Origin of the sequence: Janibacter sp. UYMM211, assembly GCF_040547045.1 — a bacterium.
Taxonomy (GTDB): Bacteria; Actinomycetota; Actinomycetes; order Actinomycetales; family Dermatophilaceae; genus Marihabitans; species Marihabitans melonis.
In genome coordinates this window covers 245,521-270,982 of record NZ_JBEPOY010000001.1, presented here as the reverse complement: position 1 = coordinate 270,982, position 25,462 = coordinate 245,521, and the positions used below count along the sequence as shown (strand labels likewise).

19 protein-coding genes and 1 riboswitch are annotated in these 25,462 nt (G+C 74.2%); of the genes, 15 read left to right on the top strand and 4 right to left on the bottom strand.

Annotation, left to right across the window (positions count from 1 at the left end):
- Window positions 1-11 precede the first annotated feature (11 nt).
- The 5 genes from ABIB53_RS01210 (at window position 12) to ABIB53_RS01190 (ending at window position 8,094) form a co-directional block, all read left to right on the top strand.
- Window positions 12-1,355, top strand: a complete 1,344-nt coding sequence (locus ABIB53_RS01210; RefSeq protein WP_354586797.1) for a bifunctional o-acetylhomoserine/o-acetylserine sulfhydrylase — start codon at window positions 12-14, stop codon at window positions 1,353-1,355.
- 346 nt (window positions 1,356-1,701) lie between these two features.
- Window positions 1,702-2,025: a hypothetical protein gene (locus tag ABIB53_RS01205; RefSeq protein WP_123092861.1), complete on the top strand. Its 324-nt coding sequence runs from the start codon at window positions 1,702-1,704 to the stop codon at window positions 2,023-2,025.
- Window positions 2,022-3,254 carry a hypothetical protein gene (locus ABIB53_RS01200; protein ID WP_354586796.1) on the top strand — a complete coding sequence of 411 codons (1,233 nt, stop codon included), beginning with the start codon at window positions 2,022-2,024 and terminating at the stop codon, window positions 3,252-3,254. The genes ABIB53_RS01205 and ABIB53_RS01200 overlap by 4 nt, the downstream gene beginning before the upstream one ends.
- 27 nt (window positions 3,255-3,281) lie before the next feature.
- Window positions 3,282-7,094, top strand: a complete 3,813-nt coding sequence (gene hrpA, locus ABIB53_RS01195) for an ATP-dependent RNA helicase HrpA (RefSeq protein ID WP_354586795.1) — start codon at window positions 3,282-3,284, stop codon at window positions 7,092-7,094.
- A gap of 85 nt (window positions 7,095-7,179) precedes the next feature.
- On the top strand, window positions 7,180-8,094 hold the full coding sequence (locus tag ABIB53_RS01190) for a PAC2 family protein (RefSeq protein WP_068275006.1): 915 nt from the start codon (window positions 7,180-7,182) through the stop codon (window positions 8,092-8,094).
- Window positions 8,095-8,130: 36 nt separating this feature from the next.
- Here ABIB53_RS01190 and ABIB53_RS01185 read toward each other — a convergent pair whose 3' ends face one another.
- The gene (locus ABIB53_RS01185; RefSeq protein ID WP_354586794.1) at window positions 8,131-9,807 is read right to left on the bottom strand and encodes a DNA polymerase; all 1,677 of its coding nucleotides are present in this window, start codon (window positions 9,805-9,807) and stop codon (window positions 8,131-8,133) included.
- 102 nt (window positions 9,808-9,909) lie between these two features.
- Between ABIB53_RS01185 and ABIB53_RS01180 the strand changes: the two genes are divergently transcribed.
- The 6 genes from ABIB53_RS01180 to ABIB53_RS01155 all read left to right on the top strand — a co-directional run bounded on the left by ABIB53_RS01180 (window position 9,910) and on the right by ABIB53_RS01155 (window position 16,015).
- Complete coding sequence (locus ABIB53_RS01180; protein WP_318240809.1) at window positions 9,910-10,638, top strand: EcsC family protein; 729 nt, start codon at window positions 9,910-9,912, stop codon at window positions 10,636-10,638.
- A 97-nt stretch (window positions 10,639-10,735) separates the two neighbouring features.
- Entirely contained in the window at window positions 10,736-11,170 is a 435-nt protein-coding gene (locus tag ABIB53_RS01175; protein WP_354586793.1) for a YkvA family protein, read from the top strand.
- 102 nt (window positions 11,171-11,272) lie between these two features.
- Window positions 11,273-12,355 (top strand): DUF4192 domain-containing protein, encoded by a 1,083-nt coding sequence (locus ABIB53_RS01170; RefSeq protein ID WP_354586792.1) that lies wholly within the window; start codon window positions 11,273-11,275, stop codon window positions 12,353-12,355.
- Between the two features lie 50 nt (window positions 12,356-12,405).
- Window positions 12,406-12,517: riboswitch (SAM riboswitch) on the top strand.
- Window positions 12,518-12,535: 18 nt separating this feature from the next.
- On the top strand, window positions 12,536-13,720 hold the full coding sequence (gene metX, locus ABIB53_RS01165) for a homoserine O-acetyltransferase MetX (protein WP_354586791.1): 1,185 nt from the start codon (window positions 12,536-12,538) through the stop codon (window positions 13,718-13,720).
- Between the two features lie 132 nt (window positions 13,721-13,852).
- Window positions 13,853-14,254 (top strand): universal stress protein, encoded by a 402-nt coding sequence (locus ABIB53_RS01160; RefSeq protein WP_354586789.1) that lies wholly within the window; start codon window positions 13,853-13,855, stop codon window positions 14,252-14,254.
- Window positions 14,255-14,458: 204 nt separating this feature from the next.
- Entirely contained in the window at window positions 14,459-16,015 is a 1,557-nt protein-coding gene (locus tag ABIB53_RS01155; protein ID WP_354586788.1) for an RNA polymerase sigma factor, read from the top strand.
- Window positions 16,016-16,100: 85 nt separating this feature from the next.
- Here ABIB53_RS01155 and ABIB53_RS01150 read toward each other — a convergent pair whose 3' ends face one another.
- Genes ABIB53_RS01150 through ABIB53_RS01140 form a run of 3 tightly spaced genes read right to left on the bottom strand, consistent with a single transcriptional unit; the run spans window position 16,101 to window position 20,569 of the window.
- On the bottom strand, window positions 16,101-18,353 hold the full coding sequence (locus tag ABIB53_RS01150) for a transglutaminase TgpA family protein (RefSeq protein ID WP_354586787.1): 2,253 nt from the start codon (window positions 18,351-18,353) through the stop codon (window positions 16,101-16,103).
- On the bottom strand, window positions 18,353-19,576 hold the full coding sequence (locus ABIB53_RS01145) for a DUF58 domain-containing protein (RefSeq protein WP_354586786.1): 1,224 nt from the start codon (window positions 19,574-19,576) through the stop codon (window positions 18,353-18,355). Before ABIB53_RS01145 ends, ABIB53_RS01150 begins: the two co-directional genes overlap by 1 nt.
- A 3-nt stretch (window positions 19,577-19,579) precedes the next feature.
- Window positions 19,580-20,569: an AAA family ATPase gene (locus ABIB53_RS01140; RefSeq protein ID WP_229299113.1), complete on the bottom strand. Its 990-nt coding sequence runs from the start codon at window positions 20,567-20,569 to the stop codon at window positions 19,580-19,582.
- Between the two features lie 369 nt (window positions 20,570-20,938).
- Between ABIB53_RS01140 and mraZ the strand changes: the two genes are divergently transcribed.
- The 4 genes from mraZ to ABIB53_RS01120 all read left to right on the top strand — a co-directional run bounded on the left by mraZ (window position 20,939) and on the right by ABIB53_RS01120 (window position 25,451).
- Window positions 20,939-21,370: a division/cell wall cluster transcriptional repressor MraZ gene (gene mraZ, locus ABIB53_RS01135; protein WP_068275024.1), complete on the top strand. Its 432-nt coding sequence runs from the start codon at window positions 20,939-20,941 to the stop codon at window positions 21,368-21,370.
- A 163-nt stretch (window positions 21,371-21,533) separates the two neighbouring features.
- Window positions 21,534-22,526 (top strand): 16S rRNA (cytosine(1402)-N(4))-methyltransferase RsmH, encoded by a 993-nt coding sequence (rsmH, locus tag ABIB53_RS01130; RefSeq protein WP_354586785.1) that lies wholly within the window; start codon window positions 21,534-21,536, stop codon window positions 22,524-22,526.
- Window positions 22,523-23,002 (top strand): cell division protein FtsL, encoded by a 480-nt coding sequence (gene ftsL, locus ABIB53_RS01125; protein ID WP_201467241.1) that lies wholly within the window; start codon window positions 22,523-22,525, stop codon window positions 23,000-23,002. Before rsmH ends, ftsL begins: the two co-directional genes overlap by 4 nt.
- Before the next feature lie 43 nt (window positions 23,003-23,045).
- Window positions 23,046-25,451 (top strand): peptidoglycan D,D-transpeptidase FtsI family protein, encoded by a 2,406-nt coding sequence (locus ABIB53_RS01120; protein WP_354586784.1) that lies wholly within the window; start codon window positions 23,046-23,048, stop codon window positions 25,449-25,451.
- The last annotated feature ends 11 nt before the right edge of the window (window positions 25,452-25,462 follow it).

Genomic DNA, 25,462 nt, shown 5'->3' with positions numbered 1-25,462 from the left:
GGAGAACCCTCATGTCCGACCCCACGACGTGGCACTTCGAGACGCAGCAGATCCACGCCGGGCAGAGCCCCGACCCGACGACCGGCGCCCGCGCGCTGCCGATCTACCAGACGACGAGCTACCAGTTCGACTCCACCGAGCACGCCGCGAACCTCTTCGGGCTCAAGGAGCTCGGCAACATCTACACCCGCCTGATGAACCCGACGACGGACGTCGTCGAGCAGCGCATCGCCGCGCTCGAAGGGGGAGTCGGCGCCCTCCTCGTCGCGTCCGGCCAGGCCGCGACGACCTTCGCCATCCTCAACGTCGCCGAGGCCGGCGACCACGTCGTGGCCAGCCCGGCGCTGTACGGCGGCACGTACAACCTCCTCGGCTCGACCCTGCCCCGTTACGGCATCGAGGTGACCTTCGTGCAGGACGCGGCGGACCTCCAGCAGTGGCGCGACGCGGCGAAGGAGAACACCAAGCTCTTCTTCGGCGAGACGATCTCCAACCCCAGCGGCGAGATCCTCGACGTCGAGGGGGTCGCCGGGGTCGCCCACGAGCTCGGGCTGCCGCTCGTCGTCGACAACACCGTCGCGACGCCCTACGTCCTGCGCCCGATCGAGCACGGCGCCGACGTCGTCGTGCACTCGGCGACGAAGTACCTCGGCGGGCACGGCACGACGATCGCCGGTGCGATCGTCGACGCCGGGACCTTCGACTACGCGCTGCACCCGCAGCGCTTCCCGTCCTACAACGAGCCGGACGAGAGCTACCACGGGCTGCGCTACGGACCGGACCTCGGCGTCGGCAGCGCCTTCGGGGCCAACCTGTCCTTCATCCTCAAGGCGCGGGTGCAGCTGCTGCGCGACCTCGGTTCGGCGGTCTCGCCCTTCAACGCCTTCCTCGTCGCGCAGGGCATCGAGACGCTCTCGCTGCGCATCGAGCGGCACCTGGAGAACACGCGCGCCGTCGCCGACTTCCTCGTCGGTCACCCGCAGGTCGAGCACGTCACCTGGGCGTCCCTGCCCGACCACAAGCACCACGCCCTCGCGCAGAAGTACGCGCCGAAGGGTGCTGGCGCCGTGCTCACCTTCGAGATCGTCGGCGGCGAGGAGGCGGGTCGCCGCTTCGTCGAGGGGCTGACCCTGCACAGCCACGTCGCGAACATCGGCGACGTGCGCAGCCTGGCGATCCACCCGTGGTCGACGACGCACAGCCAGGGCAGCGACGAGGGTCGCTACGCGGCCGGTGTCTCGCCGGGCCTCGTGCGCCTGGCCGTCGGCATCGAGCACGTCGACGACATCGTCGCCGACCTCGAGCGGGGCTTCGCCGCGGCCGCGGGCGAGGCGCAGGAGCGCGCCGCGAGCTGACGTCATGACGAAGGGGGGACCCACCCGGTGGTGGGTCCCCCCTTCGTCGTCAGCGGGCTGGGCCCGCCCGAGATGTCGACGCGAGCGCTGGTTGCAACCCGAGCAGGTGCGAACGTCTGGGGTGGTCTCCCGAGATGTTGGCGCGAGCGCTGGTTGTAACCCGAGCAGGTGCGAACGTCTCGGGTGGTCTCCCGAGATGTTGGCGCGAGCGCTGGTTGCAACCCGAGCAGGTGCGAACGTCTCGGGTGGTCTCGAGGCTCGGGCGCAGGCGCCCTCGCACCTCGACCGACGAGGGCCTGTGGACAACTCGGTCGGCCGGGGTGGCGGGTCGACCTAGCGTTCGGGGATGACACGGCTGACCATCAGCGCCGAGGCGATCGCCGCGCTCGGCGACCGGCTCGAGGAGATCGCGACCCACCTGGAGGAGCGGTCGGCGCAGACGCGGGGAGCGGGCGACGTCGACCACGGCTTCGTCGACCGGGTGGCCGAGGAGGCGGTCGACCGGGTCTACGGCGACTTCGAGCACGCCCGGGTCACGCTGTGCGCTCAGCTCACCTCGCTCGCCCGCCTGGCCCGCTCCGCGGGCGCCTGCTACGTCGACACCGACGACATGGTGCGCCGCTCGGTGACACCGACCTTCGAGCGCGGGACGAAGGTCGGCACCCTGTGACCGGCTACGACTGGACCGCGCGCGACATCCTCGCGCTCGACCCCTACCGCGTCGACCTCGCCGCGACCGACGCCGTCGCCGCCCTCGGCAGCGACCTCACGACCGTCGAGGACAACGTCGCGCTCGTCGCCGAGCTCCTCGGGCAGGTGAGCACTCACGGGGTATGGGAGTCGCCGTCGGGCGAGACCTTCGCCCGCGAGGTGGGTGACGTCCCGGTGATCCTGCGGCAGGTCGGGGCGCGCATGGGCGGCGCGGGCGAGAGCATCACCCGCTACTCGCGGACGCTGCGCACCACCCAGGAGGAGATGGAGCGCACGGCCGCTGCGCACGAGCGCACGTGCAGCACCCTGGCCGAGATCGACCGCCAGCTCGCCCTCTACGCACCCCACCCGGCCGAGGAGGCGCTGCGGGCCCGACGCGCCGAGGCCCACCGCGAGGTCCTCGCCCACGAGAGCGCCTACGCCGCCGCGAGCGAGGACGCCCGGCGCGACGAGGCCGTGCTCGCCGCCGACCTCGACGAGGTGTGCACCGATCTCGCCGACCCGCGCGGCTACGACGCGCTCGAGAGCACCCGAGACCTCGGGCGCAGCGCGGTCTTCACGGGGCCGTGGGCGGGGCTGCTCAAGCCGCTCGCCCTCGGGACCGCGCTCGACCCGCTCGGCCAGGCCGGCCTGCGGGTGGCCTACGGGCACGGCAGCTGGCACCGGATCGCCTCGGACTCGAGGTACCTCGTCGCCGACGGGGTGATCAAGGGCAGCGGACGCGCGCTGCGGTCGGCGCGGGGCGTGAGCACCGCCGCCACCGCCGTGGGCCGCACGACGCGGACGGCGAGCCCGGCCCGCGCCCCACGGGCGCTCGACCAGCCCTGGCACGTCACCGCCCGGCAGAGCACGACCCGGCTCGCCGCCCGCAGCCGCGCGCTCGCCGTGGCGAAGGGGACGCAGCTGGCCCGCGACCGCAGCGGCCTCGCCCTCGCCGACGAGCTCGCCGCCGACTGGCGGGCCGTCTCGGGCGCCTCCCGGCCGGTGAAGGTCGTCCAGGGCGTCGCGTCGAGCACGAAGGTCGCCCGGCACGTCGGGCGGACCGCCGACACCGTGGGCACGACGCGGGAGCGGCTGCGCCCGATGACCGACGCCGACGCGCACGAGCGCGAGCGCCGCGACGCCCGACGCGAGGACCGGCGCCGCGCCGCCGCCGCCCACCGGGTCGAGGAGCCGACGCGGCCCTAGCGCGGGGCCGGACGTATCCTGGCGCGCATGCCCGGACCCGTCGCTGCGCCGATGACGGCGGCGCAGCTGCACTACCCGGAGCAGCTGCCCGTCGTCGCCGTCAAGGACGAGATCGCGGCCGCGATCCGTGAGCACCAGGTCGTCGTCATCGCCGGCGAGACCGGCTCGGGCAAGACCACCCAGCTGCCGAAGATCGCGCTCGAGGTCGGCCGGGGGATGGGCGGCCAGATCGGCCACACCCAGCCGCGCCGGATCGCCGCCCGCAGCGTGGCCGAGCGCATCGCCGAGGAGCTGCACGTCGAGCTCGGCGGCCTCGTCGGCTACCAGGTCCGCTTCTCGGACCACAGCAGCGACGCGACGGCGGTCAAGGTGATGACCGACGGCATCCTCCTCAACGAGATGCAGCGCGACCGCGACCTGCGCCGCTACGACACGCTCATCATCGACGAGGCGCACGAGCGCAGCCTCAACATCGACTTCATCCTCGGCTACCTCAAGCAGCTGCTGCCGCGCCGACCCGACCTCAAGGTCATCATCACCTCGGCGACGATCGACCCCGACCGCTTCGCCGCCCACTTCGCCGACGCCGACGGCACCCCCGCACCGGTCATCGAGGTCTCCGGGCGCACCTACCCCGTCGAGGTCCGCTACCGACCCCTCGTCGGCGAGGGCGAGGACGGCGAGGACATCGACCAGATCACCGGCATCTGCCGGGCGGTCGAGGAGCTGTGGACCGAGCCCGACCCCGGCGGGGCGCGGGACATCTTGGTCTTCCTCTCCGGCGAGCGCGAGATCCGCGACGCCGCCGACGCGCTCGAGGGCATGCACCTGCCGGGCACCGAGGTGCTGCCGCTGTACGCCCGGCTCTCATCCGCCGAGCAGCACCGCGTCTTCGGCCGCCACTCCGGCCGGCGCATCGTGCTCGCCACGAACGTCGCCGAGACCTCGCTCACCGTGCCCGGCATCCGCTACGTCATCGACACCGGCATGGCGCGCATCTCCCGCTTCAGCCAGCGCACGAAGGTCCAGCGCCTGCCCGTCGAGCCGGTGAGCCAGGCGAGCGCGTCGCAGCGCGCCGGCCGCTGCGGCCGGCTCTCCGACGGCATCTGCGTGCGCCTGTACTCGCAGGAGGACCACGACGCGCGCCCGGAGTTCACCGACCCCGAGATCCTGCGCACCTCCCTCGCCGCGGTCATCCTCCAGATGACCGCCCTCGGCCTGGGGGACGTGAGCCGCTTCCCCTTCGTCGAGCCGCCGGACTCCCGCCAGGTGAGCGACGGACTGCGTCTGCTCGAGGAGCTCGAGGCCGTCCACCCGGCCGAGCGGGGGGCGAAGGGGTCGGCCCGCCGCCTCACGCCCACCGGCAAGACCCTCGCCCGGCTGCCCGTCGACCCGCGGCTGGGGCGGATGCTCATCGAGGCCGACCGCCGCGGCTGCCTCACCGAGGTCCTCGTCGTCGTCTCCGCGCTGTCCATCCAGGACCCCCGCGAGCGCCCGCTCGAGCGGCAGGCGCAGGCCGACCAGCAGCACGCGCGCTTCCGTCACGAGACCTCCGACTTCGCGACGTGGTGGCAGCTGTGGGTCTACCTCAAGGAGCAGCAGCGCGAGCTGTCCTCGAGCGCCTTCCGCCGGATGTGCAAGCGCGAGTACCTCCACTACGTGCGCATCCGCGAGTGGCAGGACGTGCACGCGCAGCTGCGCCGCGCCGCCACCGACCGTCGTCTCGACACGCGCTCGCGGACAGCGGCGAAGGGGGCCGACCCGGACTGGGACACCGTGCACCAGGCGCTGCTGGCCGGGCTGCTCAGCCACGTCGGCGTCCGTGACGAGGACAAGCGCGACTACCTCGGCGCCCGTGGCGCGCGCTTCTCCATCCAGCCCGGCTCGACGCTCCACCGCCGTCAGCCGCCGGTCGTCATGGCCGGAGAGCTCGTCGAGACGACGCGGCTGTGGGCGCGCACCAACGCCCGGATCGACCCCGAGTGGGCCGAGCGGGCCGGGGCGCACCTCGTGCGCCGCAGCTACTCCGAGCCGCGGTGGTCCAAGCGTCAGGCGAGCGCGATCGCCACCGAGCGCGTGACCCTCTACGGCGTGCCGCTCGTCGCCGGTCGCACCGTGCAGCTCTCGCGCGTCGACCCCGTGCTCGCCCGCGAGCTCTTCATCCGCGAGGGGATCGTCTCCGGGGAGTGGGAGACCCACCACCAGGTCTTCCGGGACAACGCGCGGGCCATCGCCCGCGTCGAGGAGCTCGAGGCGCGCAGCCGGCGACGGATCGCCACCGACGAGGAGGACCTCGTCGCCTTCTACGACGAGCGGATCCCCGCCGAGGTCGTCTCCGGGACCCACTTCGACCGGTGGTGGAAGTCCGCGCGCCGCGAGCAGCCCGACCTGCTCACCCTCACCCCCGAGCACCTCGTGCGCGACGACGCCGAGGCCGTCGACGACGCGCAGTACCCGACGACCTGGCGCGACGGCGAGCACGACCTGCGCCTCACCTACCAGTTCGAGCCCGGCACCGAGGCCGACGGCGTGACCGTCCACCTCCCGGTGCACCTGCTCAACCAGATCGAGGGCACCGGCCTGGACTGGCAGGTCCCCGGGCTGCGCGAGGAGCTCGCGACCGCCCTCATCCGCGGGCTGCCGAAGGCGACCCGCCGCAGCTTCGCCCCCGCGCCGGACCACGCCGCCCGCGCCCTGCGGGCCATCCCGCCCGAGGAGGTGGGGCAGACCCCCTTCGTCGTCGCCCTCGGGCGCGCCCTGCGCAGCCTCACCGGGGTCGCCGTGCCGCTGGAGCAGTGGGACCCCTCGGCGGTGCCGGCCCACCTGCGGATGACCTTCCGGGTCGAAGGGGAGCGCGGTCGCCGGCTCGCCGAGGGCACCGATCTCGACGCCCTGCGCACCGAGGTCGCCGGCCACGTCCAGGCGCGGGTGCGCCAGGCGGGTGCGTCGGTCGAGCGCTCGGGCATGACGACGTGGGAGCTCGAGGAGCTGCCGCGCACGGTGACGTCCGGTCGCGGCTCCCGCCAGGTCGTCGGCTACCCGGCGCTCGTCGACGAGGGCGACACCGTCGCCGTCCGGGTGCTGCCCGACGCCGCGCAGGCCGAGGCGGCCCGTCGACGCGGTGTGCGCCGGCTGCTCGTGCTCGGCACCCCGGCCCCGTGGAAGCGCGTGCTCGCCGGCCTCTCCAACGCCGACAAGCTCGCGCTCGGCGACAACCCGCACGGGTCGGTCCCCGCCCTGCTCGAGGACTGCCTCGGCGCCGCCGTCGACGACGTCGTCGCCGAGCACGTGCCCGGGGAGGTGAGGGACCGCGCCGCCTTCGACGACGCGCTGCGTGCCGTGCGCACCCATCTCGGCTCGCGCACCCTCTTCGTCGTGCGCGAGGTCCAGCCGGTCCTGCAGCAGCGCCGCGAGGTCCTGGGCACCCTCGAGCGGATCACCGCGCCCGCCCTCGCCCCGGCCGTCGCCGACATGCGCGCGCAGGTCGAGAGCATCGCCGGGCCCGGCTTCGTCACCGCGGCGGGCCTGGGCCGGCTGCGCGACCTCGCCCGTTACCTGCGCGGCGTCTCCGTGCGCATCGACCGGCTCGGCGAGCGGCCCGACCGCGACCGGGCGCAGCAGGAGGTCGTCGACGGCGTCGAGGGCGCCTACGCCGACCTGCTCGACGTCCTCGACCCGCTCGAGCGCGACCGCGAGGACGTCCGGGCGATCGGCTGGCTCGTCGAGGAGCTGCGGGTCTCGCTCTTCGCCCAGTCCGTCGGCGTGCCCGTGCCGGTCTCGGCCAAGCGGGTGCGCTCGGCCATCGCCGCCGTGCGCGCCGAGCTGCGCCCCCACGGCTGACCGCGACGCGCCACCCGCGCGGGGGAATCCCGTGCGGCCCGGCGTCGTTGGGGATGATGTACGTACCGATCACCAGGAGGACGACGTGACCGACCCGACCGAGCTCTACCGCTTCGAGGTCGACATCGACCCGAGCCGGCTCACGCCCGGGCCGATGATCGTGGGCTTCGACGGCTTCATCGACGCCGGGGGCACCCAGCGCATCCTCGTCGACCACCTGCTCGCCGCGGGCGAGGCCCGCGTCGTCGCGTCCTTCGACGTCGACAGCCTGCTCGACTACCGCGGCCGCCGCCCCGTCATCGTCTTCGAGGCGACCCGCTACGGCTCCTACGACGACCCGGCCCTGCTGCTCTACCAGCTCACCGACCGCGAGGGGCAGGCGTACTACCTGCTCACCGGCCCCGAGCCGGACTACCGCTGGGAGGCGGTCGTCCTGGCGGTCACCGACCTCGTGCGGCGGCTCGGCATCACCCTCGTCGTCCAGGCGCACGGCATCCCCATGGCCGTGCCGCACACCCGTCCCATCGGCATGACGGCGCACGCCACGGACGAGCGCCTCATCGGCGAGCGCAAGCCCGTCTTCGGCACCGTGCAGGTGCCGGGCAGCCTCGGCTCGCTGCTCGAGCTGCGTCTCGGAGAGGCCGGTCTCGACGCCATGGGCTTCGCGATCCACGTGCCGCACTACCTCGCGGGCTCGGCCTTCCACGACGGCGCGCTCACGGCGCTCAACGCGGTCGTCGACGCGACCGGGCTCAACCTGCCCAACGACGCCCTCGTCCAGGCGGCCGGCGAGAACCGCCTCGAGATCGAGCGCGAGATCGGCGAGAACGCCGAGGTCGCCGAGGCCGTCCACGGGCTCGAGCGCCAGTACGACGTGCACCTGCGCGGCATCGAGCGCCCCAGCCTCCTGGCCGGTGAGGACGACAAGCTGCCCTCGGCCGACGAGCTCGGTGCGGAGTTCGAGGACTTCCTGCGCACGGTCGACGACGGCGACAGCTGAGCGCTCGTCGCGACGCCGTCCACGCTGGTCCGGGGCCTACTTGGCCTCGGACCAGCGGCGTACGACGGAGGTGTCGGAGACGAAGCGCACGCGGTCGTGACCGCACCACCGGCGGGCGCTGAGCCGCAACGACTCGTCGACGAGCCGGGCGACCTCATCGCCGTGCTCCTGCGCCACGTGCACGAGCAGCTCGTCGTGCAGGCACAGGACGACCTGACCGCCGAGCGGCCGCACGGCCTCGCGTACCGTCACCGCCCACGCCTTGAAGAGCTCGGCGGCCGAGCCCTGGATGACGGCGTTGCGGGCGAAACGTCCCCGTGAGCGGATGAGCGGCCCCGGGTCCTCGCCGGGCCCGACGGCGCCGAAGGCGGTGCGCACGAGCCGCCCGCCGAAGGTGCGCACGGGTCGTCCCCCTTCGCCCTCCCTCTGCGCGCGGTCGAGATGGCCCATGGCGACCGGGTAGGCGCGCTCGAGACCGCGCAGCGCCTCGCCGGCGGCCCCGCTGCGCTGGCCGTACATCGCGGCGAGCACGGCGATCTTCGCGACCGGGCGCTCCACCCCGAGGCGCTGGGCGACCGGCTCGTAGAGGTCGGCGGCCGTGCTCGCGGCGGCGAAGGCCTCGTCGCCGGAGACGACGGCGAGGACGCGAGGCTCGACCTGGCCGAGGTCGGCCCGCACGAGGACGTGCCCCGCAGCGGCCGCGACGCCGGGCCGCAGCTCCGCGGGCAGGTTGTGGAGCCCGGCCTGAGCCGTCATCCGCCCGGCCGCCCCGTCGCACGCCGTCCACGCCCCGCGCAGCCGGTCGTCCGCGCCGACGTGCTCGGCCAGCCAGCGCCACCCGTACGTCGTCGCGATCCGCTCGCGCCGACGCCACTCGAGCAGGGCGGGCACGACGGGGTGGCGATGCACGTGCTCGGCGAGCACGGACTTGCGGGTGCTCGGGACGTCGACGCCGGCCGTCGCCAGCAGGCTGCGGACGGCGGCCGGGTTGCGCAGGTCGACCCGGCCGATGCCCGGCACGCTGGCGAGGACCGGCGCGTCGCGCTCGGCACGGGCGCGAGCCTCGTCGGCCTCGGTGAGCGGGCGCGGCCCGGCGGCCTGCCGGACGAGCTCCTCGAGGGCCGCCCGGTCGACGGGCAGCCCGTCGCGCTCGAGCTCGACCGCGAGGACGGCAGCCGCCGACTCCGCATGAGCGGTGACGACCGCCCGCGGGCCGAGCCGCTCGAGACGCTCCTGCTGCCAGCGGGCCACCTCCAGGGCCGCGCGCCCCCAGTCCAGACCGCGGGCCAGGGACTCGCTCGCCCACACCGCTCCGGCGTCGGCGCGCAGGTACCCGTCGGGTCGCACGAGGTCGTCCGGGTCCCCGTCCTCGGACAGCGCGGCGAAGAGGTCGTCGCCGACCGGCGCCGGCAGGGCGCCGGGGTCGAGGCCCCGGGCGTGCGCCCACGCCGTCGCGGGATCGGCACGCCACCCGCCGTGGAGGAGCCGGTGGGCCTCGGCGACGTCCCACGTGCGGGGGAGCGCGGCCCCGGCCGCCAGGAGAGGGGCGAGATCGCGGGCCGACCAGGTGACCCACCGGGTCGGCCCGAAGGCGGCGAGCCCGCCGGCGACGTCCGGGCCCAGCACGACGTGGTCGTCCGCGCCGACGGCGAGCGCCGCGCCCGGCGCGAGGACCAGGGCGCGCACGGCGCCGGGGAGGGGTCTCGTGCTCACCGGGTCACGGTAGGCGGCTGCGGGGCCTCGGCGTGCGCACGATGGGGCAGGATGACCACGCGGCGGGCGACACGGCCCGGCGCAGACAGACCAGGAGGACCCGTGGGACGCATCTCCGACGCGCTCGGCTTCGGCAAGGACGAGAAGGAGCAGGTGCAGCAGACGCGCACGGCTCTCGAGCAGGCGCAGGACCCGAAGGACCAGGGCGCGCTCAACGCGTCCGTCTCCCGGGTCGTCGAGAGCCTCCTCGACACCGGCATCGACGGGCGCGGCCCCTTCGACTCGGCCGCCCAGGTCGCCGACGCCGCGCTCGCCAAGCACGGCGGCAACGCCGAGAAGGCCGTCGACGAGGTCATGCGCGACCACCTCAAGCTCGTCGCGGCGAGCGGCTTCGTCACCAACCTCGGCGGCTTCATCACGCTGCCCGTCGCGCTCCCGGCGAACGTCCTGGGCTTCTACCTCCTCGCGACCCGGATGACCGCCGCGACCGCCCGCCTGCGCGGCCACGACATCTCCGACCCGCGCATCCGCAGCGCGGTCCTCCTCGCGCTCGTCGGCGCCGACGCCAACGACCTGCTCGCCAAGGCCGGGATGGCCGCCCCGTCCGGGCGCCTGACCAACCTCGCCGCGCAGCGCCTCCCGGGGCCGGCCCTCATGGTCGTCAACAAGGCCGTCGGCTTCCGGATCCTGTCGACGGCGGGGCGCAAGTCCTTCTCCCGCTTCGGCAAGTCGGTGCCGGTCGTCGGCGGGGCCGTCGGAGCGGGCATGGACACATGGCTGCTCAAGCAGCTCGCCGACCACGTGCGCACGGAGTTCCCGCCCGCCGCGTGACCACCGGGCGACCCGGGGGAATCCTCCGGGTCGCCTGCTCGTTCTACTCCTCGCGGCCGGCCCCAGACCGGCCCGGACCTTCACCAGGAGGAGCCCGATGGCCCGACGACACCGCATGCACGCCGCCGCGAACCTCGCCGGCGCCGTCCGCAGCGCCACCCGTCCCGGCACGCCCAGCCTGCTCCAGCGGGTGCTCGCGCTGCCGCGCCTCGTGCGCGCGGTCCGCAGCGGGCGCTACCAGGGGATGAGCAGCGGGCAGCTCACCCTCATGCTCCTCGGCCTCGGCTACGTCGTCTCGCCGATCGACGTCGTGCCGGAGGGGCTGCTCCTCGTCGTCGGCCTCGTCGACGACGCGGTCATCCTGTCCTGGCTCGCCGTGTCGCTCGTGCGCGAGACCGAGGACTTCATCGCCTGGGAGCAGGCCGGCTCGCCCGCTCCCGGTGCCCATGCCTACGCATCGGGCCACGCGTCGGGCCCCGCATCCGCCTACGCGACGTCGACGACCGTGCCCTCCGAGGTCGTCCGCGACTGACGGCCCCGTGCGTCGTCCACAGGCGCGCCCGCCGCGCAGCCGTCGTCCACAGGGCGCCCCGACGGCCTGACGGCAGCCCGTGCCACCGGGCAGCGTGCGGTCATGGAGACCGTCCGAGCCCGCACCCCTGTCGACATCGCCGTCATGGCGCCCTATCTCCTCGGCTTCCACCCCGAGGACTCGCTCGTCCTGCTCGCCCTCGACGGGCGACGCGTCGGGCTGATCCAGCGCTGCGACATCGTCCCCGACGAGCATGCCGAGCGCGCCGTGCGCCAGATGGTCGGGCAGGTCGTGCAGACCCGGGCCCGCGCGGTGGTCGCCGTCGCCTACGAGACCCGGTCCGGCGCCTCCGCCCGGATGCGCGCCGTCCTCGCGGATCTCGTCGACCGAGGCGTCATCGGGTGCAGCCCGGTCGTCGTCGTGCGCGACGGACGGTGGCACTCGCCGGACCGCGACGTCGAGGGGTGGGAGGAGGACGGCGTCGTGCTCCCCGAGGCGAGCAGGGTGCCCGGTGTCGCCGCGCTCGTCGCGCACGGGCGGGCGCCCCTGCGGACGCGATCGGACCTCGCGGAGCAGGTCGCCGCGGGGACCCACCCGTGCAGCACGCGTGTCGAGACTCTCCTGGCCCACCGTCCGAAGGGGCCCCGGGGTCGGGCCCGGGCGATCTCCGCCTGGACGGCCGTGCTCAGCGCCCGTGAGCCGGTCGACGACCTCGACGACGAGGTCGTCGTCGATCTCGTCGTGTCGTTGCGCGACCGGGCCTGGCGCGACGCCCTCCTCGCCGTCCTCACCCCCGGGCCGGACGCGGTGCCCGGCATCGACCCCGACGACCTGCGCGCCGCCGCCGCGGCAGCGCGCTGCTGCACGTGGGCCCACGGCGCGGCGGGCAGCGGCGGGGGAGAGGTCGACGGCGCACCGGCGCTCGACGGCGCACCGGCGCTCGCCGACGAGGCGGCGCTCGACGTCGAGGCCCTGCTCGACCGGCTGTGCGGCGTGGCGCGCCGGGTGCCCGAGCCGCGCAGCGCGGCGCTGCTCACCGTCGTCGGGCAGGTCGCCTGGTGGTCCGGCAGCGGTGCCCTGGCCGGCGTCGCCCTCGAGGCAGCCCTGCGGGCCGACCCCCGCTACCGGCTCGCGGTGCTGCTCGACCAGCTCGTGACGCACGGCATCCGGTTGCCCGCCGCCTGAGGGTGAGACGCCCGTGGCCCCGCCCACGGCGCCTCGTTACACTTCGGGCAGGTCATGAGACCCAGCGTCAAGCGCCGGCTTGCTGGGCGGCAACCCTCCTCGCGATGGGGTGCCCCGGGTGATGACCTGGCCGCACCGACCCGGTGCGTGCAAGAGCGAGGCTGCAGGAGCGCATCCGTCATGAGCGTGACGTCATTCGTCCGACCCGGTGCAGATCGACCGGGCACCCCCATCCCCACCTCGGTGCCCGCCCGCGCGGCAGGCCCGGCGCGCCCGAGCGCGGCCTGGCGCGAGGGCGACGACCCCGGCGGCCGGGTCTTCGCCGACCTCGGACCGCTCGACCTCGAGCGCGGCGCACGGCTGCCCGAGGTCCGGATCGCCTACGAGACGTGGGGCGAGCTCGCCCCGGACGGCTCCAACGCCGTCCTCGTCGAGCACGCCCTCACCGGCGACAGCCACGTCGTCGGGCCGAGCGGCCCCGGTCACCCGACGCCCGGGTGGTGGGAGGGCATGGTCGGTCCCGGCGCGCCGGTCGACACCGACCGCTACTTCGTCGTCGCGCCCAACGTGCTCGGCGGGTGCCAGGGCAGCACCGGCCCGAGCTCGCCGGCCCCGGACGGCGCCCCGTGGGGTTCGCGCTTCCCAGCGGTGACGATCCGCGACCAGGTGGCCGCGGAGGTCCTGCTCGCCGACGCCCTCGGCGTCACCCGGTGGGCCGCGGTCGTCGGCGGCTCGATGGGCGGCATGCGCGCCCTGGAGTGGGCGCTCTCGGAGCCCGAGCGGGTCGAGCGGGCCGTCGTGCTCGCGAGCACCCCGTACGCGACGGCGGAGCAGATCGGGTGGTCGCAGGCCCAGGTCATGGCGATCCGCAACGACCCCCACTTCGCCGGGGGCGACTACTACGGGCAGCCCGAGGGCCCCGACGCCGGTCTGAGCATCGCGCGCCAGGTCGCCCACGTCACCTACCGCAGCGAGATCGAGCTGCACGACCGCTTCGGGCGGCGCGGGCAGGCCGAGGGGGCCGACGCCCCCTTCGCCGTCGAGAGCTATCTCGAGCACCACGGCACCAAGCTCGCCGGTCGCTTCGACGCCAACTCCTACGTCGTGCTCACCGAGGCGATGAACTCCCACGACGTCGGGCGTGACCGGGGCGGTCTCGAGTCGGCGCTGCGGGCCTACCCCGGGCGGCTCACGGTGGCGGCCGTCGACAGCGACCGGCTCTACCCCCCACGGCTCACCGACGAGGTCGCCGCGCTGCGCCCGGGCACGCTCCAGCGGCTCGTCACGAGCCGGTCGGGGCACGACGGCTTCCTCACCGAGATCGAGCAGGTCGCGACGATCGTGCGCGAAGCCCTCGACGGCTGACGCCGAGACGCCGACGACGGCCTCGACCGGCACCGCTGACGCGTCCGGCGCGCCCCGTCCTCTTGCCCGTGCGGCACCGCGCTCGCGGTGTAGCGTCTGCGGCAACTACCAGCCATGGACAAGGAGTCGCAGATGACGATCGTCGTTGGTTACGTCTCGACCAAAGAGGGACGCGCCGCCCTCGACCGTGCGGTCGAGGAGGCGAAGCTGCGCGGGCGACCCCTCGTCGTCGTGCACTCCGACCGCGGCGGCTCGGGCTTCACCGGTGACAACGCCGCCTCCCAGGAGGCCACCCTCCAGGGGGTGCGCGACGACCTCGCCGGCAGCGGCGTCGACGTCGACGTGCGTGGTCTCGTGCGCGGCAAGGAGCCGGCCGAGGACCTCATCGCCGTCGCGGAGGAGACCGATGCCGAGCTCATCGTCATCGGGCTGCGCCGCCGCACCCCCGTCGGCAAGCTCATCCTCGGCTCCAACGCCCAGCGGGTGCTCCTCGACGCCCCGTGCCCCGTCCTCGCGGTGAAGGCTGACGCCTGACGCGAGACGCTCTGCAGCACCGCCGAAGGGCCCATGCGCACGGTCGCGTGGGCCCTTCGCGTGCTCTCGACTTATAATGGTGATCAAGCCCGCGGCCGAGCGCCCAGGCGCCACCTGCTCCGGAGGCAGTCACCCTGCTCCAGATGCATCCTCGGTGGCGCGGGCCCAGCCCGCTCACACGCCACGGAAGGTGCCGGTAGACCCTTGTCGCCCCGCTCGACCACGTCAGACTCCCTGCCCCGCGACTTCGCCCACCCTGCCGTGCAGACCTTGCTCAGCAAGGGCAGCTCCACCGGCCACGTCACGGCAGAGGACGTCGCCGCCGCGGTGAGCGAGGCCGGGATTACCGCCCCTCGGATGCGCGTTGTGCTTCAGACGCTGAAGGAACAGGGAATCGAGGTCCACGTGCCACCGACCACCACCAAGAAGACCGCCACCAAGAAGGCAGCGTCCCCCGCCAAGAAGGCGACGACGAAGTCGACGACGAAGAAGGCTCCGGCCGACGGAGCCGTGACGACGAAGGTGGCGGCGAAGAAGGCCGGCACGACCAAGGCCGCCGCCGCGGGCGCCGCCGCTCCGGCGAAGAAGACCGCCGCGAAGAAGAGCACCGCGAAGAAGACGACGACCAAGAAGACCGCGGCGAAGGCCGCCGCTGCCGGCCCCGTCGAGGACGTCGAGCCCGATCCCGCCGACATCGCCGACGAGGCTGCCGAGGACGGCGAGGAGACCACCGAGGCCGCCGTCGGCACCCCGGCCCCCGCGACGACCGCTCCCACGAGCGAGGCCGCCGGCTTCGTCCTGTCCAACCAGGACGAGGACGACGCCCCGGCCCAGCAGGTCGTGACCGCCGGCGCCACGGCCGACCCGGTCAAGGACTACCTCAAGCAGATCGGCAAGGTCGCCCTCCTCAACGCCGAGCAGGAGGTCGAGCTCGCCAAGCGGATCGAGGCCGGCCTCTTCGCCGAGGAGAAGCTCGCCTCGGGCGAGAAGATCGACACGAAGTTCAAGAACGAGCTGTGGTGGATCTCGCAGGACGGCAAGAACGCGAAGAACCACCTCCTCGAGGCCAACCTGCGTCTCGTCGTCTCGCTCGCCAAGCGCTACACCGGTCGCGGCATGCTCTTCCTCGACCTCATCCAGGAGGGCAACCTGGGCCTCATCCGTGCGGTCGAGAAGTTCGACTACACGAAGGGCTACAAGTTCTCCACGTACGCGACGTGGTGGATCCGCCAGGCGATCACCCGCGCGATGGCCGACCAGGCCCGCACCATCCGCATCCCGGTGCACATGGTCGAGGTCATCAACAAGCTCGCGCGCGTCCAGCGCCAGATGCTCCAGGACCTGGGCCGCGAGCCCACGCCGGAGGAGCTGGCCAAGGAGCTCGACATGACCCCCGAGAAGGTCGTCGAGGTGCAGAAGTACGGCCGCGAGCCGATCTCGCTGCACACCCCGCTCGGCGAGGACGGCGACTCCGAGTTCGGTGACCTCATCGAGGACTCCGAGGCGGTCGTGCCCTCCGACGCGGTCTCCTTCACCCTCCTGCAGGAGCAGCTGCACAGCGTCCTCGACACGCTCTCCGAGCGCGAGGCGGGCGTCGTGTCGATGCGCTTCGGCCTCACCGACGGCCAGCCCAAGACGCTCGACGAGATCGGCAAGGTCTACGGCGTGACCCGCGAGCGGATCCGCCAAATCGAGTCCAAGACGATGAGCAAGCTGCGTCACCCGTCGCGCTCGCAGGTCCTGCGCGACTACCTCGACTGAGCACCCGCCCGACGCGAAGGGGGACCCACCGGACATCCGGTGGGTCCCCCTTCGTTCGTCCGGTGGCCCGGCCGCGAGCCGCTGCTCATCGGCGGCGCGTCACGACGTCGACGACCCGGCCGGGCAGCGAGCCCCACCACCGGATCGCCGACGGCGGGGCGAGCGCGGCCCGGACCCGTCGCCCGGTGTCGCGCGAGCGTCGCACCCGCGCGAGGAGGTCGTCGACGTCGCGCCCGACCTGCTCGACCTCGTCGGGCTCGGGGCGTCCGGGAGGGGCGTAGCGGGCCCCCTCGAGGGTGGTGACGACGCGATGCATCTGCTCGGTGCCGCGGCCGCCGACCCCGCTGCGCTGCACGAGGTGGTCGCCGGAGACCCGCGGCGTGGCACCGGGCGGCGCGTCGATGCCGAGATCGCCCAGCCCCTCGACGAGCCGCTCCCACTCGCGCTCGACCTGCTCCTGGGGCGACCCGCGCCGCCGGCGGGCGCGCTCGCGCAGCAGCAGGGCGGTGAGGGGGAGCACGGCGAGTAGGGCGACGACGAGCAGGGTGAGGAGCAGCGGGCGCTGCCACTGGACCTCGGTGCCCGTGTCGGCCTCCTCGACGGGCGCCGCGTCCTGCGAGGTGCTCGTCGCCGAGCTCGTCGTGCTCGAGCTCGTCGTCGAGGTGGACGACGTCGTGTCCTGCTGCGGCAGCGAGTAGCCCGGCAGGCTCGCGGCACGGCCGCCGGGGGTGGGCTCGAAGCGCAACCAGCCGACGCCGTCGATCCACAGCTCGGGCCACGCGTGGGCGTCCGACGCCCGCACGACGCGCTCCTGGGTGCTGCCGGTGCCGGGCAGGAAGCCGACGACGAAGCGCGCGGGGATGCCCTCGGCGCGGGCGAGGTGGACCATCGTCGCGGCGAACTGCTGGCAGTAGCCGCGCTTCGTGCGCAGGAACTGGCTGATGGGGTGCTCGCCCGGGAGGCGCTCGTCGAGCTCGAGGCTGTACGTGAAGTCGTTGCCGCGCAGGTAGGACTGGATCGCCTGGGCGCTCTCGAGCTGGCTGTCGCCGGGCTCGACGACCTCGTCGAGGACCTGGGCGAGCTCGCTGGCGATCTCGGGCTCGACGGCGAGGTACTCCTCGCGGTCCTGCAGGCCCGCCCCGGTGTCGCCGGCCGCCGCGAGGACCGCCTCGGTCTCGTCGAGCGGCTCGTCGTAGCTGATCGTGTAGCTCTGCGCGTCGTCGGCGACCCGCACGACGCCGTCGGAGTCCATGCTCCACGGCGCCCCGACCTGGACGTCACGGGCGACGAAGGGGGCCGGCAGCTGCGGTGCGCGGACCTTCGACTCCACGACCGTCGTCGTGCGGCGCTCCTGGTCGAAACGGGTGACCCCCACGGCGTCGTCGTCGCCGAGCGGGACCGTGCCGGAGATCTCCGAGCCGATCCGGGCCCGGCCGTCGACGAAGCGGGTCGCCACGCCGACCCGCAGCGGCGGCGGGCTGGGGTCGTCGGTCTGGTAGCGCAGGACGGGGGAGGGGTCGGGGTCCTGCAGCGAGCGCCGCAGGTCGATCTCGCTGGACAGGCTCACCCGGGAGCGACCGCCCTCGGACTGGCCCGTGCCGTCGCGCAGCCCGTCGCCGATGTAGGTGCTCGGCAGGTGGGGCACGACCGTCGGCACGGCGATCGCGAGCGCGATGCCGGCGGCGGCGAGGCCGACCCCCTGGGTCGTGAAGTCCCGGCGGGCCCGCTCCTCGCCGTCCTCGCCCGGGTGCCCCGGGACGTGGCTGACCCACCGGCGCAGCTGGTCGCCGTCCTGGTGGGCGAGGACGAGCAGCCACAGGGCGGCGGGGGCGGCGAAGGCGTGCCACGGCAGGCTGGTCTGGGCGTTCGCGGCGCTGATCGCGTAGAGCGCCAGCACCGGCAGGCCCGCGATGGTCGGCGACTCGGCCGTCGCCGCGGCGAGGTCGGCGGTGAGGGCGACGAGACCGACGATGGCCGTGAGCGAGAAGGTGACGCCGGCGTCGACCGGGGCCGGCGCGGCGTAGGACGTGATCGTGTCCTGCGACTGCAGGACGAGCTCGACGGCCCGCTCGACGGTGCGCGTCGTCGGCAGCGCGAACCACAGCGTGTCGCGCGCGAAGAGCCAGGCGAGGGCGAGAGCCAAGCCGAGGGCCTGGACGGGCAGCAGGACGGTGACGGCCCGGGTGCGCGTGCGCAGGGCGACGCCGAGCCCGACGACGACGATGACGACGAGCGCCGCGGGGCGCATGAAGGAGGAGTCGACGAAGAGGTAGCGCAACGAGGCCGCGGCCGCGAGGACGGCGAGGGCGGTGATGACGGAGGTGATCGCCTGGCGCATCAGGCGACCCCCGCCCGGGCGGCGACGAGGTGGTCCCACACCTCGGCGATGCGCGACCCCGGCTGCACGTCGACCGCTCGCCAGCCGCCGGCCGTGAGCGCGGCCGCCGTCGTGCTCGGCCGCTCGCCGGCCTGCTCGAAGGAGTCGGGGTCGACGACGAAGGCGATGCCGTGGCCGGTGCGGGTGAGGCGCTGGGCCTGCTCGTGCTCGAGCGGCCCGACGACGGCGACGACCGTGCCCCCGCCGGTCGCCGCGACCTCGGTCGCGGCGTCGACGAGCCCGTCCGGCCCGGGTCGGGAGCAGGTGGCGACGACGGCGAGGGCCTCGAGCGCGTCGTCGACGCCGCCGAGCGGGGCCAGCGGCTCGCTCGTCTCGTCGGCGGTCGCGAGGTAGGTCTCGAGGCCGTGGGCCACGAGGTGGGTGGCGACGGAGGCCGTCGCGCTCACCGACCACTCGAGGGAGCCGCCGCCGCCGGTGCCGGCGTGCGAGCTCGCCCGGTTGTCGAGGAGGACGAGGGCCCGGCGCCGGCCGGGCTGCTCGTCCTGTCGCACCATCATCTGGCCGGTGCGCGCGGTCGACGGCCAGTGGATGCGGCGCAGCTCGTCACCGCTGCGGTACTCGCGCACGCCGACGTCGCTCTCGCCGTGCAGCGCGAGCTGGTGCGAGGAGGACTCGTCGCCCCCGGACCCGGCGCGCATGACGGGCGTGCCGCGCAGGGGCACGGTGCGCGGCAGGACGAGCACGCTGTCGGTGCCGGGGACCACGACCTCGCGATGGGCCATGCCGAAGGCGTCGGTGACCCGCACGCTCAGCGGGCCGACGGGGTGCCGCCCGCGCACGTGGGAGCGCACGCGGTACTGCACCTCGCGCTCCTCGCCGGGGGCCAGGCGGGCGACGAGCATGCGGGGCCGGTCGCCCAGGGCGTACGTCACCTGGTCCTCGGCGACGAGCAGGGGAGAGGTCGTGCGGCCGGTGTTGCGCAGCACGAGGTGGACCGAGGCGGGGGTGCCCGTCGTGACCTTCGGCGGGTCGACGGTGCGCGAGGTGACGAGCCCGAAGGGGCGGGAGACGAGCAGCCGGGCGAGGAGGGGCAGGACGAGCAGGAGCGCCCCGGCCCGGGTGAGGTCGGGCACCCCGAGCAGCACCCCGGCGGCGGCCAGCGAGATGCCCAGGCCGAGGACGACCGCGCCGCGCGAGGTCAGCCTGTTCAGCCGCGATCCCACGACCTAGCGCCTGCCGGGCACCCGCGTGCGGGCGATGACGTCCTCGACGACCCCGGCCGGGGTGAGCCGCGAGACGTGCGCCTCGCTCGTGAGGATGATGCGGTGGGCGAGCAGGGGGACCGCGAGGGCCTGCACGTCGTCGGGCAGCACGTGGTCGCGCCCGGCGAGGGCGGCGCGCGCCCGGGCCGCCCGCAGCACGTGGAGGGTGGCACGCGGCGAGGCGCCGAGCCGGATGGCGGAGTGGGAGCGGGTCGCGGCGGCGACGTCGACGACGTAGCGGCGGGCGGCCTCGGAGGCGTGCACGCGGCGCACGACCCGGATGAGCTCGGCGACCCCCTCGGCGTCGGTGACCGGCCGGACGTCGTCGAGGGGAGAGGTGGCGCCGTGGTGGTCGAGCATCTCGACCTCGGCGCGCGGGTCGGGGTAGCCGACGGACACCCGCGCCATGAAGCGGTCGCGCTGCGCCTCGGGCAGGGGGTAGGTGCCCTCCATCTCGACGGGGTTCTGGGTCGCCATGATCATGAAGGGGTGGGGCAGCGCGTGGGTCTGCCCGTCGACGGTGACCTGGTGCTCCTCCATGCACTCGAGCAGGGCCGACTGGGCCTTGGGCGAGGCGCGGTTGATCTCGTCACCGACGACGACGTTGGCGAAGACCGCCCCGGGCCGGAACTCGAAGACCCGGTTGTCCTGGTTGAAGACGCTCACGCCGGTGATGTCGCTCGGCAGCAGGTCGGGGGTGAACTGCACCCGTCGCACCGAGGCGTCGACCGAGCGGGCCAGGGTCTTGGCGAGCATCGTCTTGCCGACTCCCGGCACGTCCTCGACGAGCAGGTGGCCCTCGGCGAGCATGACGGTGATCGCGGTGCGCACGACCTCGGGCTTGCCCTCGATGACCGCGCTCATCGTCGCGGCGAGGCGTTCGCCCACCTCGACGAGGTGCTCCAGCTCTGATGTCGTCGGGGCGCTCGGACGGATGTCGTTGACCGGGATCACCCGGGCTCCTTCCCCCCGGCCGTGCCGACCGGGTCCTCGGTGAGGTCGAGGTCATCCCACCACGCCCCACTGTGCTCCCGACCCTATGGCGAAGGGGTGCCCTCGCGAGGCCTCGGGGGGCGACAGGCCCCGGGATCAGCGGGATCCGTCCCGAAGAGCCGCCCGGTCGAGCCGTCGGCGGGCCGCTCCCGGGCCCCGGTGCGCCAGATCTGCCCCACTTCGCACCACCCCCGAGAAATGGCGGATCTGAGGGCGAGAAATCACGGATCCGTCACGGTTCTGGCTGTCTTTCGGGGGCTGGGTGGAGTAAAGTGGGGGACATCGGGACACGGTGGCGCCCGGAGGGTCGAGCAGAGCGGGAGGTGGGTCGTGTTCCTCGGTACCCACACGCCTCGTCTCGACGACAAGGGCCGCCTCTTCCTCCCCGCGAAGTTCCGCGACCGTCTGGCCACCGGCCTCGTCGTCACCCGTGGCCAGGAGCGCTGCCTCTACGTCTTCCCGCTCGAGACCTTCACGCAGATCGCCACCGACATGCAGAAGGCCCCGACGAGCAGCCGGGCCGCCCGCGACTACATGCGCGTCTTCCTCTCGGGCGCGTCCGACGAGATCCCCGACAAGCAGGGCCGGGTGACGATCCCGGCCGCCCTGCGCCAGTACGCGGGCCTGAGCAAGGACTGCACCGTCATCGGTGCCGGCAACCGGCTCGAGGTCTGGGACTCGCAGGCCTGGACCGACTACCTCGCGGCCACCGAGCAGGCCTTCTCCGACCAGTCCGACGAGGTGATCCCGGGCCTGATGTAGCTGCTGGGCCCTGGCCTCCAGCCGAGCCGATGCCGACGCGTCTTCCCCCGCGCCGGACCGGTCCGGATGGGGACCAGGACCCAGCAGCCCGAGCAGATGCAGCAGTCGCACGAGCACCGCACCACCCCGCACCACCACGACGAGAGAGCAGAGGAGGACGAGCATGACGACGACGACCGGCCCCGGCGCCGCCGACCGGCACGTCCCCGTCATGCTCGAGCCGGTCCTGGACCTGCTGGGCCCTGTGCTCGTCCCCGGCGCCGTGCACGTCGACGGCACGCTCGGCATGGGCGGCCACGCCGAGGCCGTCCTCGCCCGTCACCCCGGGGTGCGCCTCGTCGCGATCGACCGCGACCCGCTCGCCCTCGACCTCGCGCGGACCCGGCTGGCCCCCTTCGCCGACCGGGTCGACTACGCCCACGCGACGAACGACGAGATCGGCGACGTCCTCGACGGCCTCGGCATCGAGTGCGCGCAGTCGATGTTCTTCGACCTCGGGGTGAGCAGCTTCCAGCTCGACGAGGCCGAGCGCGGCTTCGCGTACGCCCAGGACGCCCCGCTCGACATGCGGATGGACCCGGGCGCACCGACGACCGCCGCCGACGTGCTCAACACCTACGACGAGCGCGAGCTCACCCGGGTGCTCCAGGAGTACGGCGAGGAGCGCTTCGCCCGCCGGATCGCCCGGTCCGTCGTGCGCGAGCGCGAGGTCGCCCCCTTCGAGACCTCCGCCCGGCTCGTCGAGGTGCTCCGGGCGAGCATCCCGGCCGCCTCGCAGCGCACCGGCGGCCACCCGGCGAAGCGGACCTTCCAGGCCCTGCGCATCGAGGTCAACGCCGAGCTCACCGTCTGGGAGCGCGCGCTGCCCGAGGCGCTGCGCCGGCTCTGCGTCGGTGGACGGCTCGCCGTGCTGTCCTTCCACTCCCTCGAGGACCGCATCACCAAGCGCGCCCTCGCCGCCGGCGCGACCTCGACGACCCCGCCCGGGCTGCCGGTCGAGCTGCCCGAGCACGCCCCCGAGCTGCGCCTGCTCACGCGCGGCGCGGCCACCCCCGACGCGGCCGAGCTCGCCGCGAACCCCCGATCCGCCTCGGTCCGCCTCCGTGCGGCCGAGCGCACCCGACCCGTCCGCGCCCCCGAGAGGACCTCCCGATGAGCCAGCTGCAGACCGCGACCACCGTCGCCCGGCGCGCCCCCGCGAAGGGGGGCCAGCAGCGCGAGCTGCGCGTGCTCACCGCCGCGGACGCGACCGGATCGCCGCTCTTCCCGATGCTCGTCGTCGCGCTGCTCGTCGCCGGTCTGGCCGCCGTCCTCGCCCTCAACGCGAAGATGGCGCAGGACTCCTTCGAGGTCGGTCGCCTCGAGGCGCGCTCCGCCGAGCTCTCCGACACCCAGGAGGCCCTCGTGCACGCCGTCGACGCGCGCTCGGCACCGCAGAACCTCGCGACGAAGGCCCGCGAGCTCGGCATGGTCCCCGCCGACACCGCGGCCTTCGTCGACCTCGAGCGCGGGCGCGTCCTCGGCGTGGCGAAGGCGGCGAAGAAGCCCGAGGGATTTAGCGTGGACGCAGCGGCGCGGGCGACGCCCCGGGCGAGCACGACGAGCGCGCCGGCCTCGGGCGACCAGGACTGACGCCCCGACGAGACCGACCGCACCCGACCAGGCAGGAGACGACGTGACGCAGCGCCGCACCCCCGCCTCGAGCACCCGCACGGCGAAGGGGTCGACCTCCGCCTCCTCGAGCACCTCGACCCGGTCGACGGCGAGCTCGTCGTCCGCCGCCCGGCGGGCCGCGGCGAAGAAGGCCGCGGCGTCCCGGACGGGCACGACGAAGCCCACCACCACGAGGGCCACCTCCAAGGCCACGACGACGAGGGCGTCCACCACCGCGTCGTCGAGGGCCTCCTCGCCGAAGGCCTCCTCCTCCAAGGCGCCCACGTCCAAGGCCTCCACGTCCAAGGCGCCCACGTCCAAGGCCTCCTCGAAGGCCTCCTCGGGGCGGACCTCGTCGACCGCTCGCACCCGCGCGACGGCAGCACCGTCCTCCGCCCGCCGCGTGGCCGCACGGACCGGCGCGAGCACGGGCTCCTCCACGCGCGGCGCCCGCACGAGCGCCGCCGGCGCGACCCGCCGCAGCACGACCGGACCGGGCGCGTCGCGCACCGCCACCCGGACCGCCCGTCCCACGACCCCGCGCCGCGGCGGCGGGTCCGCGCCCCCGCGCGGCCCGCGTCGTCGTGGTGGTGGCGGTGGGGGAGACGTGCCCCCGGCCGGCAACCCGCGGATGCGGATGCGCGGGCTCATGGTCGCCAGCCTCTTCGTCCTCAGCCTCTTCGCCGCCCAGCTCATGCGCATCCAGGGCTTCGACTCGGCCGAGGTCGCGGCCGACGCCCTCGCCCAGCGCACGACGACCGAGTCGATCCCGGCGCGCCGGGGCACGATCACCGACGCCCACGGCACGGTGCTCGCCAGCTCGGCCGAGCGCCGCATCGTCGTCGTCGACCAGACCGCGGTCCCCGCCTACGAGAAGGAGGTCGGCGGCACGCGCACCGAGGTCGGTGTCGCCGGCGCCGCCGAGGACCTCGCCCCGCTCCTGCGCCAGGACGAGGACGACCTCGTCGAGGCGATGACCGGCGAGCGTCGCTACGTCATCCTCGCCAAGAACCTCTCGCCGCTCACCTGGCGCAAGATCAGCGCCCTGGGCATCCCCGGCGTGTACAGCGAGCGCTCCTCGCAGCGCACCTACCCGCAGTCGACGACCGTCGCCAGCCTCGTCGGCTTCGTCCAGCCCCAGGACCAGACCGCGGGCGGCGGGCTCGAGCTCATGCTCGACGACACGCTCAAGGGCACGCCCGGCACCGCGACCTACGAGGTCGCCATGGACGGCAGCCGGCTGCCCAACGCCGGGTCCGACGTCAGCTCGGCCAAGCCGGGCAAGGACGTGCGCCTGACGATCGACAACGACGTGCAGTGGTACGCGCAGAACGCCCTGGCCGCGAAGGTCGAGGAGACCGACGCGCTCTCGGGGACCGTCGTCGTCCAGCGGGTCGACACGGGCGAGCTCGTCGCGCTCGCCTCGTACCCGACCTTCGACCCGAACGACATCGGCGACGGCAAGGGCGTCTTCGCCAACCTCGCCTTCAGCGACGCCTTCGAGCCCGGCTCGACGGCCAAGATCATGACGGTAGCCGCCGGTCTCGAGGAGGGCACGATCACGCCGTCGAGCCCGATGGTCCTGCCCGACCACCTCCAGCGCTACGACGCCACCCTGCGAGACAGCCACCCGCACCCCGTCGAGTACCGCACCGTCGGCGGCGCGCTCGCCGAGTCGAGCAACGTCGGCATGATGCTCATCGGCGAGACGATGAAGCCCAAGACGCTCGAGGAGTACTTCCGCAAGTTCGGGCTCGGCAGCAAGACCGGCTCGGGCTTCCCGGGCGAGTCCGAGGGGATCATGCCGCCGTCGGAGAAGTGGGACGGCGTGCAGCGCTACACCGTCACCTACGGCCAGGGCCTGTCGACGACGGCCGTGCAGGTCGCCGGCGTCTTCCAGACCATCGCCAACAAGGGTGTGCGCGTCGCCCCGAGCCTCGTCGCCGAGACCTCCGACGGCGAGGGCGGATGGACCCCGGCACCGGCCGCGAAGCGCGAGCGCGTCGTCTCGCAGAGCACCGCGACCTCGGTGAGCCGGATGCTCGAGGGCGTCGTCAGCGAGGAGGGCACCGCCCCCAAGGCCAAGATCGACGGCTACCGCGTCGCCGGCAAGACGGGCACCGCCGACCGCTACGACGACAAGACCGGCGGCTACTCGGGCAAGACGGCGAGCTTCATCGGCTACGCCCCCGCCCAGGACCCCCAGCTCGTCGTCGCCGTCATCCTCCAGCGCCCCGTCAAGGGCTACTTCGGCGGCCAGGTCGCCGCGCCGGTCTTCAAGGACGTCATGACCCACGCCCTGCAGACCCAGGAGGTCCCGCCGGCCGCGGACGACAAGGTCAAGCCCATCTCGACCCGGCTGAAGAAGGCCCCCGCAGAGGGCACGCCCGGTCTGCTGAAGGACCGGGGCAACCCGGGGGACAGGTAGGCTCGCTCGTC

What these genes read in the sequence shown, in the direction of transcription:
- ABIB53_RS01160 (WP_354586789.1), top strand. Translation starts at nt 13,853, where the DNA reads ATGACGATCGTCGTTGGTTACGTCTCGACCAAAGAGGGACGCGCCGCC.
- ABIB53_RS01205 (WP_123092861.1), top strand. Translation starts at nt 1,702, where the DNA reads ATGACACGGCTGACCATCAGCGCCGAGGCGATCGCCGCGCTCGGCGAC.
- rsmH (WP_354586785.1), top strand. Translation starts at nt 21,534, where the DNA reads ATGACGACGACGACCGGCCCCGGCGCCGCCGACCGGCACGTCCCCGTC.
- ABIB53_RS01175 (WP_354586793.1), top strand. Translation starts at nt 10,736, where the DNA reads ATGGCCCGACGACACCGCATGCACGCCGCCGCGAACCTCGCCGGCGCC.
- metX (WP_354586791.1), top strand. Translation starts at nt 12,536, where the DNA reads ATGAGCGTGACGTCATTCGTCCGACCCGGTGCAGATCGACCGGGCACC.
- ABIB53_RS01150 (WP_354586787.1), bottom strand. Translation starts at nt 18,353, where the DNA reads ATGCGCCAGGCGATCACCTCCGTCATCACCGCCCTCGCCGTCCTCGCG.
- ABIB53_RS01170 (WP_354586792.1), top strand. Translation starts at nt 11,273, where the DNA reads ATGGAGACCGTCCGAGCCCGCACCCCTGTCGACATCGCCGTCATGGCG.
- ABIB53_RS01210 (WP_354586797.1), top strand. Translation starts at nt 12, where the DNA reads ATGTCCGACCCCACGACGTGGCACTTCGAGACGCAGCAGATCCACGCC.
- hrpA (WP_354586795.1), top strand. Translation starts at nt 3,282, where the DNA reads ATGCCCGGACCCGTCGCTGCGCCGATGACGGCGGCGCAGCTGCACTAC.
- ftsL (WP_201467241.1), top strand. Translation starts at nt 22,523, where the DNA reads ATGAGCCAGCTGCAGACCGCGACCACCGTCGCCCGGCGCGCCCCCGCG.